We start from the raw sequence: 13,156 nt of genomic DNA, 5'->3' as shown, positions 1-13,156 counted from the left end.
CCTTTGATGAAACTACTGATCGGCGCACTGAGCCTGTTGATGCTTGGCGGCTGTGCCACCAACGGCCAAACACCCTGGGCCGCGCTGAGCGGCTCGACCAGTTGTTCCAAGCCCAGCGCCGAGCAGGAGCTGGCGCTGAACCTGGCCGATGACATGGCCAACGAAGGCAAGCTGCACGCCAGCCTGGCCAACCTGCAAAGCCTGCCCGATGCACTGCCCCAGGTGCGCCTGCGCAAGGCCCGGGCCGCGCGCTTGTTGGGCCGCAGCGAGGCCGAGCCGATGTACCGCAGCCTGGTGGGCACTTGCCTGGCTGCCGAAGGCGAGCATGGCCTGGGCCAGCTGGCGTCGGCCAGGGGCAGCAACGACCAGGCCCTGGCCCACATGCAACGGGCGGCGCAGTTGGCCCCGACCAACGAAAAAATCCGCAATGACCTGGGGGTGGTGTACCTCGACCAGTTGCGCCTGGAGGACGCCCGCTTCGAATTCCTCACGGCCATGGAGCTCAAGCCGAGCGACCAACTGGCCGCCGTCAACCTGATGACCCTGTTGATCTACCAGGACAACTGGGGGCAAGCCGCGCAACTCGTCAGCCAACTGAGCCTGAGCCCGGAACAGGTGAACAATGCACAGGTTCGGGCCCAGAAGCTCAAGACGTCGAGCAAGGCGGTAGCGCGTAAACCCAAGGACCAAGTGGCCGCCGTCAGCGATGCGCTGCCAGCCACCGTGAAATAGGGAGTTGAAGATGAAAGCCCACTACCTCGCCTGCCTGGCCCTGCTGCCGTTGATGGCCCAAGCCATCGAGCCCGGCCCCTCGTCCCCGCAGCAGGCCGAGACCGAAAACTGGATGACGTTGCAGGTGAGCGGTCGCGCTGCCTCGAGCATCCCGCAAAAGGTGAGCCCGACTGAGCGCGACCAGGCGTTCAAGCGTTGGCTGGACAGCAACAAGCATCCGATTCCGGAGTTTTTTGAGACTGGCACCGGGGGCAAATCAGGAAGCGGTTCCAGCAAATGACGAGGTGAGGGGAGCACGCTCCCCCACCTCGGCCACTTCAATGGGCGGTGACCCGCTGGCGCATGGCCGAATTGCTCGGTGATAGCGCCAACGCGAGCTGGGTGCGGTTATGCATGTGGGTCAAACGCAACACCTGGGACACATAGAGTTTCACGGTGTTTTCGGTGATCCCCAGTTCACAGGCGATCTGGTAGTTGGTCTGGCCCTTGCCCACAAGCCTCGCAACATCCAACTGCCGAGGTGACAGCTGGTTGAAGATCGTCGGAATTTCAAGCGGCACTGCGTCGTCTGCCGAAGTATCGCCATCGGTGTCCTGCGCAGGGCTGCGACGGACTTTGTCGAGGTCCTGGTACAGGTCGTTGATGGATTCGGACAGGTACTGCAATTTCTGGTTCAAATGCCCCAGTTGCAGCTCCTTCTGCCGCTCCTCCAAGGCCGCTTCCTGGCGCTGCAGGCCTTCGAGCAGTTCATCGAGGTTGATCGGCTTTTGATAGTAATCGGAGATGCCCGCACGCAGGGCCTTGATCACGTCCTGCTTGTCAGCGCGGCCGGTGAGCATGATCGCCTCAAACGCACGCTGCTTGCCGGCCACCCGCTGCAGGGCTTGCACCAGCTCGATACCGTCCATGTCCGGCATGTGCAGGTCACACAGCACCAGGCCAATCTCGGTGTCTTCGCTGAAACGCTTCAAGGCGTGCCGGCTGGACTCACAGGGAACGCAACGGTAGCCGTTGCCTTCAAGAAACTCACAGAGCTCTTCAACGATCAACGGCTGGTCGTCGACCACGAGCACTTTCACTGCTGACGTAAGCTTGTTCACGCGCTACTCCATGCCTGGCAAGCCAAAAGTTTGACCTATCCCTTCTGACGAAGAATCCTATACATCTACTCAATAAACGTAGACCTACTTTCCGACTATGTACATAGCGATAGAGGCCTTCTGCGACTAATGGATCCAAAGCCAGTACAAGGCAAAACCTGTCAGTAAATAGGGTGCAAACGGCTGCTTTGTTGGCGCCTGATCGGACCCAGGCGCAACGCGCGTGCTAAGCCTTTGACCCACAACGGCCCATGCCCCCATCGCCACGGCGGCACCTATCAGCGACCACAGCAAATAGTCGGGGTTAGTCGCCAGTGCCAGCGCGGCCAGCAGCTTTACATCACCGGCGCCAAAGCGCCCCAATACATAGCCCGGCAAGCCCAGCAGCAGCGCCAGGGCAAAGGCCCAGCCGCCCTCACCGGCCGGGGCTCCGATCCAGGTGCCCCCCATCCACAGCAGATAGATCAGCGCGACCAGGCCGACGCCCAGCGTCAGCCCGTTGGCGATTTGCCGCTGTCGAATGTCTTGCACTGAGCACAGCACCAACCAGAGCAGGATTACCAAGCCTTGGGTCACGTAAAAAACATCCCTTTTCGCTGAATGATTCTATGCTGATATCAAGTAGTAGCCGTCAGGGTAGACGCGGTCATGCAAACAAGCCTCCCCCGCAAGCAAAAAGGTGCCGCGGCGATAGAGTTCGCCCTGGTGTTCGTGATCTTTTTTGCCGTGTTCTACGGACTGGTCAGCTATAGCCTGCCGTTACTGCTGATGCAGTCGTTCCACCAGGCGGCCGCCGAAGGCGTGCGCCGCAGCGTGTCACTGGACCCTGCCACCGTCGGCTACTCAGGCCTGGTGACGCAACGTGCCCAGGCCGCCACCCTGGCGCAACTGAACTGGATTCCCGCTTCGTTCAAATTCCTGCCCAGCTACGTGAATGCGACCTACGTCGGCACCACCCTGACGGTGACGATCAGTTACCCCTCCTCCAGCCTCACGTCCGTGTTGCCGGTGCTGGTGTTGCCCGGCATAGGCGCAGTGCCCAAACTGCCGACTTACCTCTCCGCCACGTCGAGCCTTCAGTTTTGACCCCGGGGGATAAGCTGCTCGGGCGTTTGCTGGGCCGCAGCAGCCCGCTGCCTTTCGATGCAACGCCCCCCGCGTTCAATGGCCTGCAACTGCAACTGGACGCTCAGGGCCATGTGCTGAGCATCACCGGCACCTTGCGCACGCAGCTCGCCCAACACCTGACCCACAACGCCACGCCGCCTTTGCACAGCTTACTGCGTGCCAACAGCGCGCTGAGCATCGAAGGCCAACCTGCCGACTGGCAACGCCATGGCCTGGACCTCGACTTCCAGGGCATCGCCGGCCAAACCCTGCACACCCGTGGCTGGATCGAGCCCGATGGCGACCACTGGACCCTACGCCTGCTCGACGTCAGCGACCTGTTGGCCGGCCGCCAACTGGCCCAGCATCGCGAACAGAACCACCAGCTGGCCTGCCAGATGAGCGAACAGTTGCGGGTCTGCACCCTCAGCCGCCTGCCGGAGGTGCTCAACGAACACTTGGCCAGCGTGGCCCAACGCTGGCGCATCCCCTGCATTGCCCTGGCGTTGCTCGACGATGACGACCAGGGTTGGCGCATCTACGGCCAGTACGCCGCCCACGACGCCCCCGCGCTGTGGCAGACCGCGCAACGCCTGGGCACCAGCCTGGACAGCGTCAACGGTAACGTCCCGTTGAGCCTGGACATTGCCCAGGGCCACAACGACAACCCGCGACTGCACAGCGTGTTCGGCAATGCCGACGGTTTTCTGGTGCCTTACCGCGATGGGCAGGGCGTGGCCGCGTGGTTGCTGTGCGGGTTCTACAACAGCCAATCCCAGACCAGCGAACGGGACTGGCTGAACCTCACCGCCGCCCTCGCCGCCCCCCTGCTGAGCCGGTTGCGCGAACAGCATCATCACCAGCAACTGGAGCGCGTCGAAGCCCTGCAAGGTTTGCTGGGCACCGGCTGGTGGGAGCTGTTGCCGGCCACCCAGGAGATTCAACTGGCCCCGCAACTGCAACGCAGCCTGAGCCAGGACGACGGCCCCACTCGCCAGCCCCTCGACTTATGGCTGGAACTGGTCCACCCCGCCGACCGCCAGGAACTCGGCAGTCGCCTGCATGACCTGCAAGCCTTGGGCAAACCCTTGCTCACCAGCGTGCGCCTGCAACGTAGCGATACCGAACATCCTGTCTGGTACCGCGTACAGGGCCAAGTGCTCGGAGTGGGCGACAATCGTCGCTGGATCGGTTTCATGCTCGACATCAGCGACATCAAGAACCAGCAACTGCAAGCCGCCGCCGCCCATGCGCGACTGGATAACGTGATCGCCAGCTCCCCTGCCGTGATCTATGTGCAGCGCTACGTCAACGGGGCGCTGCAACCGGTGTTCTTCAGCGACAGCCTGCTGCCGCTGCTGGGCTGGACGCTGGCCGAGTGCGACGGGGCCGCGCTGGCATTGCTGATCCACCCCGAAGACCGCGAACTGTATTTCGAACGCACCCGCCAACTGCTGCGCGAAGGCACCGTGCGCAGTCGCTACCGGGTCCGCGATAAACAGGGCCACTACCACTGGCTGCTCGACGAGGCCAAGCTGCTGCGCGACGACCTTGGCCTGCCGGTTGAAGCGGTCGGCCTGTGGCTGGACGTCACCGAGGCGACACTGGCGGCCGAACAGGTCAAGCAGAGCGAGGAACGCTACCGCATCCTCGTAGAAGACTCCCCGGCGATGATCTGCCGCTACCGGCCCGACCTGACGCTGACCTTCGGCAACACGCCCCTGGCCAACTACCTGGAATGCCTGCCGGCGCAACTGCCGGGGGTGAACCTGGGGGAATGGTTGTCGACCGAACAGCGCCAAGCCTTTGTGCAGCGCATTAGCCAGCTGACCCCGGAATTTCCCGTGAGCACCGCCGAAATCAGCCTGCAACTGCCGGGGCGCGAGCATGCCTGGTGGGTGTGGTCGGACCGTGGGGTGTTTGACGAAAGCGGCGCCCTGGTGGAAGTGCAGGCCGTGGGCCGGGACAACACCGAAGTGCGCCGCTCCCAGCAACAACTGACCCAAAGCGCCAAGATGGCCACCCTTGGCGAAATGGCCACCGGCCTGGCCCACGAGATCAACCAACCGTTGAACGTGATGCGCATGGCCATCGTCAACGTGCTCAAGCGCTTGAGCAACGGCGACGCCCAGATCGACTACCTCACCGAAAAACTCCAGCGCATCGATGCCCAAGTGCAACGGGCCGCGAAGGTGGTGGACCATATGCGTGTGTTCGGCCGCCGCTCGGAAATCGAACAGCAGCCTTTCGACCCGGCGCAGGCCGTGGAAGGTACGCTCTCGTTGCTCAGCGAAGGCTTGCGTGGCAAGGGTGTGGAAGTGCGCCTGACGCCTGCGGACTTCTCGGTGAAGGTTATCGGCTACGCGGACCAGCTTGAACAGGTGCTGATCAACCTGATGGTCAATGCCCGCGATGCCCTGCTGAGCCAGCGGGAAAAAAATCCCGGTTTGAACCCCTGGATCGCCGTTCACACCGAGCATGACAGCCGCCATGTGCGCATTTGGGTCGAGGACAACGGTGGCGGCATCGACCCGCGTCTGCTGGAGCGGATTTTCGAGCCGTTCTTCACCACCAAGCCGATTGGCGTGGGCACCGGATTGGGCTTGTCGGTGAGCTACGGCATCGTGGAAAACATGGGCGGACGCCTGAGTGTCAGCAACGGCGAGCACGGCGCCCGGTTCTGCGTGGAACTGCCGATAAGCGCCGCCTAGATCACCAGGTAAGCGCGGCCCATATGGCAGGTGAGGTTGGCCCCGACTTCAGCGTTGCCCAGGCTGATGCCCAAGGCCGAAAGCAGCGTGTTGACGATGGGGTCGAGCACCGGTGCCAGCACATTCTGGATCAGCCCCACCAACGACGAGATGATGGTGGTCAACGCGTTGGCCACCGTCGCGTTGCCACTGTTGGGCGTACTGCCGGTGGGCGGCACGTAAGTCACCTGCAGGCCCGACAGCGTGGCGCCCAGACTGTTGATGATATTCGCTGTGCCGGGAGGGCTCTTATACGTCGGTGTCGCATTCATTTCAGCCACCGGTAGAAACAGCAAGGGGCTGGTTTGCTGGCCGATGGTGGACAACGCTTTCAAGTTCAAGCCGCCCCCTACCCCGGCCGTGCGTGGGCCGCAGATCAAGGTCAGCACGATGCAATAGTGTTCGCCAAAGTCGATCAGCCTGACCGGCTGAACATTGACCGGCGCCGAGGACGAAAACGCCGATACAGGGTCCACATAACCTACGCCCAACGTGGCGACGGCGGTAGTGGCCTGCACCGTCAACGACTTGGTGGCCGGTGTGGCACAACTGAAATCCGTCACGTGGCTCTCGGCGCTTGCGGCCTCGATGTAGATGGACAGGGACTGGGTGATATCCACGTCCGTGACGTTGCACGCCACCAGGCACAGGACACCCCCGACCACCGCAGGAATATTCAGGTTCAGCAGACCACCCACCACCTTCGACACGGGCGTCGCGAGACCGGTCAGGATCGAGGCCACCCCCGACACCAGCTTGAGCACCGGTGCCTGTACCACCACCAGGGTGCGCACTTGTGCCGTGCGCACGAAAATCTGATCGGTCGGCGGCGTCTTGGCCAGCCCGGCCTTGGCCAGTGCTGGGTTGCCAATCGCCGAGAGTTGCGGCGGTTCGATCACCTTGGTCTGGATCGAGACATTGCCCACGAGGGGGATATTGAGTTGAACCGCCGCGCTCACCGCGCTCTTGCTGCTGGACAGTTGCGCCACCGCCTCCAGCAGTTGGAACAGCTGCACCGTGGAGTTCAGGGCGGCAATCGGCGTGCCGGTGGCCACGTTCAGCAAGCTGCCCACAGTCAGCAGTTGGGTATTGGGGGCGATAGCTTCCAGCGCCAGTACGTTGTTGATGACCGCCGTGGCCGCGGCACCGTTCTTTTGCAGCAGCATCACCGTCGCATGAATCAGGTCCGTGGCGGAGGCTTTGGCCGCCAGCAGCGCGGTGTAATCGCCCGCCGTCACGTTAAGTCGGATGGCCAGCTGGTCCAGGTAACCGAGCAGGTTGACGTTGGTAGACACGATCCCGTTCCAACCCGCGGCCGTCAGCGACAAGCTGCCGCCGAGCAAATTGCCGAAGGTGAAATTCAGCAATGGCGATTTCGTGGAGTCGACCGTGGCCAGGCTGCTGCGGATGGTCAGTTGCGCGACCGGCGGTGCCTGGGCCGCCACGGCGGTAGCACTCAGAATGGTCTGCGCGTTGAACGTTTTACCGTGGAACAGGTTCAGGATGCCATTGGCGATGCTGGTCATCACCGTGCGCGAGGCCACCACGCGGATCGCGTCGTTCTTGGTGGCATCGGCGGTAAACACACGCAGGTTGCTGGCGTTGGTGGCAAGGGTGCCGCAGGTCACCACCAGCGTGCGGCTGTTGTCGCCGGCCACCAGGGTAAAACCGTTGCGCTTGGCATTTTGCACGGCATAGGCATTGGCGGTGGTGCTGCTGCCGCATTGCCCGCCCAGGCCTGCGGCCTCCAGCGCCGAGGTGTCGGCGATGGATTGCACCTTGCGTTTTTCGAGGTACAACCGCCCGCTGTCGACCGCCAACAGCATGAATATCAAGGCAAGCGCCAAGGTACCCGCCGCCATCAGGCCAATTGCACCACGTTGCCTGGAACGAAGTCGGGGAGACATCGAGCACTCCTTTGGCGCTTACTCTCCGTAGGTGCAATGAAGTGTAGTCAAGGCTGGGCAGGGGTGATGACGATTTTACAGACACAACAGCCCCCTGTAGGAGCTGGCTTGCCAGCGATGGCATCACCTCGGTCTACCTGAAAGACCGAGGTGCCCGCATCGCAGGCAAGCCAGCTCCCACACAAGCCAGCGCCTTCAAAGGATCTGCAGGTTTTAGTGGGGTGGGTAACTGGAGAGGATTCGGCTCACCGTGGTGCGAATGGCGTTGCTGCGGTCCTGAGGGTTCGGCGTGCTGCTCATCATCTGTTCGTCGCTGCCACGCCACACCAGCTTGCCGTCCTTGCCGTCGAGCAGGTCGATCTGGATGGTAGCCACCTTGTAGGTGATGTTGCGCGTTTCGTTGTACATCGGGCCACCCCAATAGCCGTTCCACGGGCCGCCCCAGGCGCCGCCGTAGTTGGTGGTGACCTGTTGCTGGCGGTCTTCGACGATCAGGTAGGCCTGCACGTTCACGTCAGCCTTGGTGCCCGGTGCTGCGGGGCGCAGGCCGCGCTGGTCGAGTTGCTCGCCCACGGCCTCGCGGATGCGTTGTTCGGTAAGGTCACTCTTGATTCGCGGGTCATCCGGGCGATATTGCAGCGCCGGGTCTTTCCAGGCCCAGCTGCGGTAGGCGCCGAAGTCGCGGCTGGCGTCAAAGTCGTGGTTGACCTGATTGGTCTGGCAGCCGCCCAGCAATACAACGACAGCAAGTGCAGCGATGCGACGAAGCATGGTTGTTCTCCAAAAAACGAGGCGTTCTTGAGATGAGAATAGCGGTTAACTGGGTGGGTAGGCCGTCATTGCCTTCTGCACGGCCTCGCGCAGGGAGTCGGCGCGCTCGCTGAGGCTGCCCTGGCTGGTGGTCTCCGCGCTGGTGCTCCACACGGGCTGGCCGTTGCGCGCATCGAACAGGTTGACCCGCACCACCGCCACCGTCACTTCATAGGTACGCACCACCGGCACCGAGTTGTACATGCCGTAGCCGTTGCCATAGCGGTTATAGCCGCCATACCCGTAGCCATAGTCGTCCTGGACTTGCTTGAGGCGTTTCTCCAGGCGCACGTCGGCGCTGACCAACAGGTCCGGCGCACGTTTGTCATGCAGGGGGCGCAGGCCGCGTTGGTCCAGAGCGCCGCTGACCGCCTCGGCAATCTGTGCCGAGTCGGCCCAGGCCGAGCCCGCCGGCAACTGGCCGTTGAGCCAGGCCCAATTGCGGTAGGCGCCGTAGTCACGCACCGGCGCCGGATAAGCGCTGGCATCGAAGGTATTCGCCGCCTGGGCCGGCGCCGGAGGAATCGGCGCCGAAGCAGCGACATACGGGTTGGGGCTGGAACAGGCGCCCAACCCCAGGGACAACAGGATCAAACAGAGACGACGCATTTCGACCTCCGCAGACTGGGCCGCTTAAACCGGACGGCAGATCCAGTGCAAATAACGCCCAAGTCCGGCAAAGCTTGGGTGACGACGGTGAGCGAGTTCCATCTCCAAAAGGTCCTGCAAATCGGCGCGGGCCTGGAATTCCACCGGCATATAGTCGTGGAACACCCGCACGCCGCTTTGGCTTTCGACCTGCCAAAGCCTTTCGAGTTGCGCCGCCAGCTCGCGTGGGTCGAGCGGTTGTTGCGGCGTGAGGCTCTGCTTCTCGCCGGCCATGTCGTTCTTGCGCATTTTGCGGAAGTGGCCTTTGAGCAGGTTGCGATAAATCAACGCATCACGGTTGTAGAACGCCAGCGACAGCCAGCCCCCGGGCACCGTGAGTTGGTGCAGCACCGGCAGGATCGCGTGGGGTTCAGCCAGCCATTCCAGCACGGCGTGGCACAGCACCAGGTCGTAGGGTTCGGTGAGCTGGCCGAGCAGATCTTGCCAGGGTGCGTGAATAAACGTGGCGGTCTGCCCGGCGTCGGCGAACCGTTGGCGCGCGCCTTCGAGCATCGGCTCGGCGGGCTCGGCCAGGGTCACCTGGTGGCCCTGCTCGGCCAGCCACAATGACATGTGCCCCAGGCCCGCGCCGATATCCAGCACACGCAACGGACGCGCCGGCAACGCTTCAGTCAGGTCAGCCTGGAGCACCGCGAGGCGGATAGCCCCCTTGGCGCCGCCGTAGATCTTCTCGGCAAAACGCGTGGCCAACTGGTCGAAATGACGATCACTCATGGGAGAACCGCCGTTCGCTGTCGGCCAACTTGGCGCGCACCACCTCATTCATGTCCAGGCCCAACTCACTGCACAGCAACAGCAGGTACAGCACGATATCTCCGACTTCCTGGCCGGCGTGGGCCAGTTTGTCAGCGGGCAACTGGCGCGACTGGTCTTCGGTCAACCACTGGAAAATCTCCACCAGCTCGGCCATTTCCACACTGGCAGCCATGGCCAGGTTTTTCGGGCTGTGAAATGGCTTCCAGTCGTTGTTATCGCGGATGCGGTGCAGGCGTTCGGTGAGGTGTTCGAGGTTCATGCGGGGGCTCCTGAAGGTGTATAGCTTCGGGGGGATGGGCGTTGAAGGCAAGTGAACCTTTAGGCCGCCATCGCGGGCAAGCCCGCTCCCACAGTTGATTGGGTTCACACGGTCAAAATGTGGGAGCGGGCTTGCCCGCGATAGCGATCTAATCGACGACGCTGAACTCCAGCCGGGCAGTTTGGCCAGCCTCATCCAGCACACTCAATTGATAACGCCCCAATTGCTCAAAACTGGTGTTGATAAAATCCTGGTTAGCACTGTCCCCCAACGGCGCGCCATTGAGGAACCACCAACGCCGCCCACTGCCCCCCAGTGCGGAAAGCTTCAGGCGCAGTGCTTGCTGGCTGCCCGCTGGCAACCGCAGTTGGTCGCCCTCACGCACGCCGACGATCGACAGTGGCGAAGACGCCGCCAACGCCGGTGGCGGGCAGTCGGGATCAGCGGCCGGAATACGGGCTTCGCGACGCTCGATCCTGGGCAGCCACGGTTCCAACGGAGCGGGCCAGAGGGCAATATTTTTGAGCGTCGCCCCCGGGCAACGGGCATCGACCCGCAAGCCTTTGGCATTGACCCAGATACTCTCCATCAACCCCACGCTCAACGGCTGATCCAGCGCCTGCAGGGTTGGCGGCGTGGTGTTGTCCAGCGTCCAGGCGAAGCGCTGGCGGCGGCAGTTGGGGTCGGAGCGGCTCATGGGCTGGCCCAGCGGCCAACAGATCGCCGCCACGCCGACATTGGCCGGCACCGGCTTAACCGGGGCACTGATGCCGCGCTGGCTGTCGCGGTTGGTCAGCACGTCATGCACCTGCAACATCAACGGCGCCGCCGAGGCCAGGCCGAACTGGCCGGGCACCGGTGTGCCGTCCGGACGGCCGATCCACACACCGATCAGGTAGCGCGGGCCCACGCCAATCGCCCAGGCATCCCTAAAGCCATAGCTGGTACCGGTTTTCCAGGCCAGCACCGGGCGCTGCACCAATTCGGCACGAGGGTCACGGTCGGGCCGGGCCTGGCCGCTGAGGATGCGCCGCACAATCCACGCCGCCCCCGGCGACAGCATCGGGCGCTCGCGCAGTACATCGTCGGGCTGCAAACGAATCGTCGCGCTCTTGCCGTCCCGCGCGAAGGCACTGTAGCCACTCACCAGGTCTTCCAGGCGGCTGCCGGCACCGCCGAGGATCAGCGCCAGGTTGGGCTCGGCCAGCGCCGGCAAGGCCAACGGCACGCCACCGATGCGCATCTGCGCGGCAAACCGCTTCGGCCCGTAGGCTTCCAGCAACTGCACGGCCGGCAGGTTCAGCGAGCTGGACAATGCCGTACTCGCCGGCACCGCACCGCTGAAGCCCATGGAGAAGTTGCCCGGCCGGTAATCGCCATAGCGCCGGGGCACGTCCTGTAACAGGGATTCGGAGTGGATCAGCCCGTCGTCCAGGGCCATGCCGTACAGGAACGGCTTCAAAGTCGACCCAGGTGAGCGTAGGGCGCTGACCATGTCCACATGGCCAAAGCGCTTGGCGTCGTTGATGTCCACCGAGCCCAGGTAAGCCCGTACGGCCATGCTCTCTTCTTCCACCACCAGGATCGCGGCCGAGGTGTGCTCCGGCAGACGCGCCCGCCAGCCCAGCAGCAGGTCTTCAAGACGGCGTTGCAGGGTGGCGTCCAGGGTAGTGCGGATCAACGGCGGACTGTCGGGGCGGTTCAGGCGCCGGGCCAGCAACGGCGCCAGGCTCGGCTCCAGGCGGGGCGCGAGCAGCAGCGGTTCCTCCAGGGCTTCATCGACGGCTGACTGCGGCCACACCTGAAATTCGGCGAGACGGCGCAGCACTTTGTCGCGAGCTTCCTGGGCGCGCTGGGGGTGACGGTCCGGGCGCAGGCGGCTGGGGCCCTGGGGCAATACGGCGAGCAAGGCAGCTTCGGCGTGGGTCAGTTGGGACGGGGATTTGCCCAGGTATGCCCAACTGGCCGCGGCCACGCCCTGCAAGGTGCCGCCGAACGGTGCGCGGTTGAGGTACAGGTTGAGGATCTCGTCCTTGGACAGGTGCCACTCCAACTGCGCGGTGCGCCATAACTGGCGCAACTTGCCGTGGAAGGTGCGCGAATGCGGGTCCAGCAGCCGCGCCACCTGCATCGACAAGGTGCTGCCGCCCGACACCACCCGTGCGCCGGTGAGGTTCTGCCACGTCGCCCGCACCAGCGCCAGCGGGTTTACCCCGGGGTGCTGGTAGAACCAGCGGTCTTCGTAGGTCAGTAGCGCGTCGAGGTAATAGGGTGAGACTTCACTTGTTTGAATCGGGTAGCGCCACACGCCGTTGGCATCGGCAAACCGCCATAACGGCGTGCCATCCTCGGCGAGCACCACCCGGGCCAGGTCGTCCTTGGGCAAGGGCAAGGGCCAGATGCGGTCGGCGAGCCACAGCAGGGCAATGATCAACATCACAATGCCCAAGGCCCAGCGCAAAACCCGTAGGAGCCGGCTTGCCGGCGATAGCGGTGGCGGTGGCGGTGAGACAGTTGGCAGATGTGTCACCGCTCCACCGCCTTCGCTGCGGTGCGACGTTTCGACAAGCCAGCTCCCACATTGGACCGAGTACACCCGCGATAAAGGAAACCCATGTTTAAACCTTCAAACCTCTATGCTGGTAGGGAACTAGCCTGTCGCATTAACAACCAAAGGCACAGATACGCCCACCTTCTCATCAGGACACACATATGCAGGTAGAAAGCTTCTTCGAATGGTTGGGCCAGGCGCTCGGTTCCGTCATCCGCTTTATCGTCGACGGGCTCAGCGGTTTGTTCGGTGCCTTGACCCACGCCGGCGGCAACTTTATCGAAGGCCTGTCGCGCACGTTGGGCATGGACACCTCGATCATCAGCATCCTTACCCTGATCATCGGCCTGATGCTGCTGTATTCGGCCGTGCGCGCGTTCATGCGGGCGTCGATCATCATGGGGATCATCTGGTTGATGCTGGGGTTGTGGCTGCTGAGCTGGGTGGTGCACTGACACCGCAATCCCTTGTAGGAGCCGGCTTGCCGGGGAGGGGGCCCCGAAGAACGCCACCGC

General features: G+C 63.3%; 13 protein-coding genes. 5 read left to right on the top strand and 8 right to left on the bottom strand.

Features of this window, described 5'->3' with window-relative positions; genetic code table 11:
• Window positions 1-6: 6 nt before the first annotated feature.
• Window positions 7-732 carry a tetratricopeptide repeat protein gene (locus AC07OV_RS22515; protein WP_176999419.1) on the top strand — a complete coding sequence of 242 codons (726 nt, stop codon included), beginning with the start codon at window positions 7-9 and terminating at the stop codon, window positions 730-732.
• Window positions 733-742: 10 nt separating this feature from the next.
• Complete coding sequence (locus tag AC07OV_RS22510) at window positions 743-1,012, top strand: DUF3613 domain-containing protein (RefSeq protein ID WP_176999420.1); 270 nt, start codon at window positions 743-745, stop codon at window positions 1,010-1,012.
• A 37-nt stretch (window positions 1,013-1,049) separates the two neighbouring features.
• Here the strand turns inward: AC07OV_RS22510 and AC07OV_RS22505 are convergent, their stop codons facing one another.
• Complete coding sequence (locus AC07OV_RS22505; protein ID WP_176999421.1) at window positions 1,050-1,832, bottom strand: response regulator; 783 nt, start codon at window positions 1,830-1,832, stop codon at window positions 1,050-1,052.
• A gap of 126 nt (window positions 1,833-1,958) precedes the next feature.
• A complete protein-coding gene (locus tag AC07OV_RS22500; protein WP_495093010.1) occupies window positions 1,959-2,408 on the bottom strand; it encodes a prepilin peptidase in 450 nt (149 codons plus the stop codon).
• Window positions 2,409-2,480: 72 nt separating this feature from the next.
• Between AC07OV_RS22500 and AC07OV_RS22495 the strand changes: the two genes are divergently transcribed.
• Together AC07OV_RS22495 and AC07OV_RS22490 are read left to right on the top strand one after the other, a co-directional pair.
• Window positions 2,481-2,918 carry a TadE/TadG family type IV pilus assembly protein gene (locus AC07OV_RS22495; protein WP_176999423.1) on the top strand — a complete coding sequence of 146 codons (438 nt, stop codon included), beginning with the start codon at window positions 2,481-2,483 and terminating at the stop codon, window positions 2,916-2,918.
• Window positions 2,915-5,650, top strand: a complete 2,736-nt coding sequence (locus tag AC07OV_RS22490; RefSeq protein WP_495093009.1) for a PAS domain-containing sensor histidine kinase — start codon at window positions 2,915-2,917, stop codon at window positions 5,648-5,650. Before AC07OV_RS22495 ends, AC07OV_RS22490 begins: the two co-directional genes overlap by 4 nt.
• Here AC07OV_RS22490 and AC07OV_RS22485 read toward each other — a convergent pair.
• The 6 genes from AC07OV_RS22485 to pbpC all read right to left on the bottom strand — a co-directional run bounded on the left by AC07OV_RS22485 (window position 5,647) and on the right by pbpC (window position 12,551).
• Window positions 5,647-7,596: a pilus assembly protein TadG-related protein gene (locus AC07OV_RS22485; RefSeq protein WP_176999425.1), complete on the bottom strand. Its 1,950-nt coding sequence runs from the start codon at window positions 7,594-7,596 to the stop codon at window positions 5,647-5,649. The two genes, AC07OV_RS22490 and AC07OV_RS22485, sit on opposite strands and share 4 nt — an antisense overlap.
• A gap of 213 nt (window positions 7,597-7,809) precedes the next feature.
• A complete protein-coding gene (locus AC07OV_RS22480) occupies window positions 7,810-8,367 on the bottom strand; it encodes a DUF4136 domain-containing protein (protein ID WP_495093008.1) in 558 nt (185 codons plus the stop codon).
• 45 nt (window positions 8,368-8,412) lie between these two features.
• A complete protein-coding gene (locus AC07OV_RS22475; protein ID WP_176999427.1) occupies window positions 8,413-9,015 on the bottom strand; it encodes a DUF4136 domain-containing protein in 603 nt (200 codons plus the stop codon).
• Window positions 9,016-9,039: 24 nt separating this feature from the next.
• Window positions 9,040-9,789, bottom strand: a complete 750-nt coding sequence (locus AC07OV_RS22470) for a methyltransferase (protein WP_495093007.1) — start codon at window positions 9,787-9,789, stop codon at window positions 9,040-9,042.
• Window positions 9,782-10,090, bottom strand: a complete 309-nt coding sequence (locus AC07OV_RS22465; protein ID WP_176999429.1) for a MazG-like family protein — start codon at window positions 10,088-10,090, stop codon at window positions 9,782-9,784. Before AC07OV_RS22465 ends, AC07OV_RS22470 begins: the two co-directional genes overlap by 8 nt.
• 148 nt (window positions 10,091-10,238) lie before the next feature.
• Complete coding sequence (pbpC, locus tag AC07OV_RS22460; protein WP_495093006.1) at window positions 10,239-12,551, bottom strand: peptidoglycan glycosyltransferase PbpC; 2,313 nt, start codon at window positions 12,549-12,551, stop codon at window positions 10,239-10,241.
• Between the two features lie 251 nt (window positions 12,552-12,802).
• On the opposite strand from pbpC, the gene AC07OV_RS22455 reads away from it, so the two are divergent.
• Window positions 12,803-13,096: a hypothetical protein gene (locus tag AC07OV_RS22455; protein ID WP_017527871.1), complete on the top strand. Its 294-nt coding sequence runs from the start codon at window positions 12,803-12,805 to the stop codon at window positions 13,094-13,096.
• Window positions 13,097-13,156 lie beyond the last annotated feature (60 nt).

The sequence above is a fragment of the Pseudomonas sp. GW821-FHT09A09 genome (assembly GCF_059418405.1).
The sequence above is the reverse complement of the archived record's forward strand: the minus strand, read 5'-3'. Positions and strand labels throughout refer to the sequence as shown.

Bases quoted from the DNA above. Each gene is read 5' to 3' on its own strand.
- AC07OV_RS22515 (WP_176999419.1), top strand. From the start codon at position 7: ATGAAACTACTGATCGGCGCACTGAGCCTGTTGATGCTTGGCGGCTGT.
- AC07OV_RS22510 (WP_176999420.1), top strand. From the start codon at position 743: ATGAAAGCCCACTACCTCGCCTGCCTGGCCCTGCTGCCGTTGATGGCC.
- AC07OV_RS22495 (WP_176999423.1), top strand. From the start codon at position 2,481: ATGCAAACAAGCCTCCCCCGCAAGCAAAAAGGTGCCGCGGCGATAGAG.
- AC07OV_RS22485 (WP_176999425.1), bottom strand. From the start codon at position 7,596: ATGTCTCCCCGACTTCGTTCCAGGCAACGTGGTGCAATTGGCCTGATG.
- AC07OV_RS22480 (WP_495093008.1), bottom strand. From the start codon at position 8,367: ATGCTTCGTCGCATCGCTGCACTTGCTGTCGTTGTATTGCTGGGCGGC.
- AC07OV_RS22475 (WP_176999427.1), bottom strand. From the start codon at position 9,015: ATGCGTCGTCTCTGTTTGATCCTGTTGTCCCTGGGGTTGGGCGCCTGT.
- AC07OV_RS22470 (WP_495093007.1), bottom strand. From the start codon at position 9,789: ATGAGTGATCGTCATTTCGACCAGTTGGCCACGCGTTTTGCCGAGAAG.
- AC07OV_RS22465 (WP_176999429.1), bottom strand. From the start codon at position 10,090: ATGAACCTCGAACACCTCACCGAACGCCTGCACCGCATCCGCGATAAC.
- AC07OV_RS22455 (WP_017527871.1), top strand. From the start codon at position 12,803: ATGCAGGTAGAAAGCTTCTTCGAATGGTTGGGCCAGGCGCTCGGTTCC.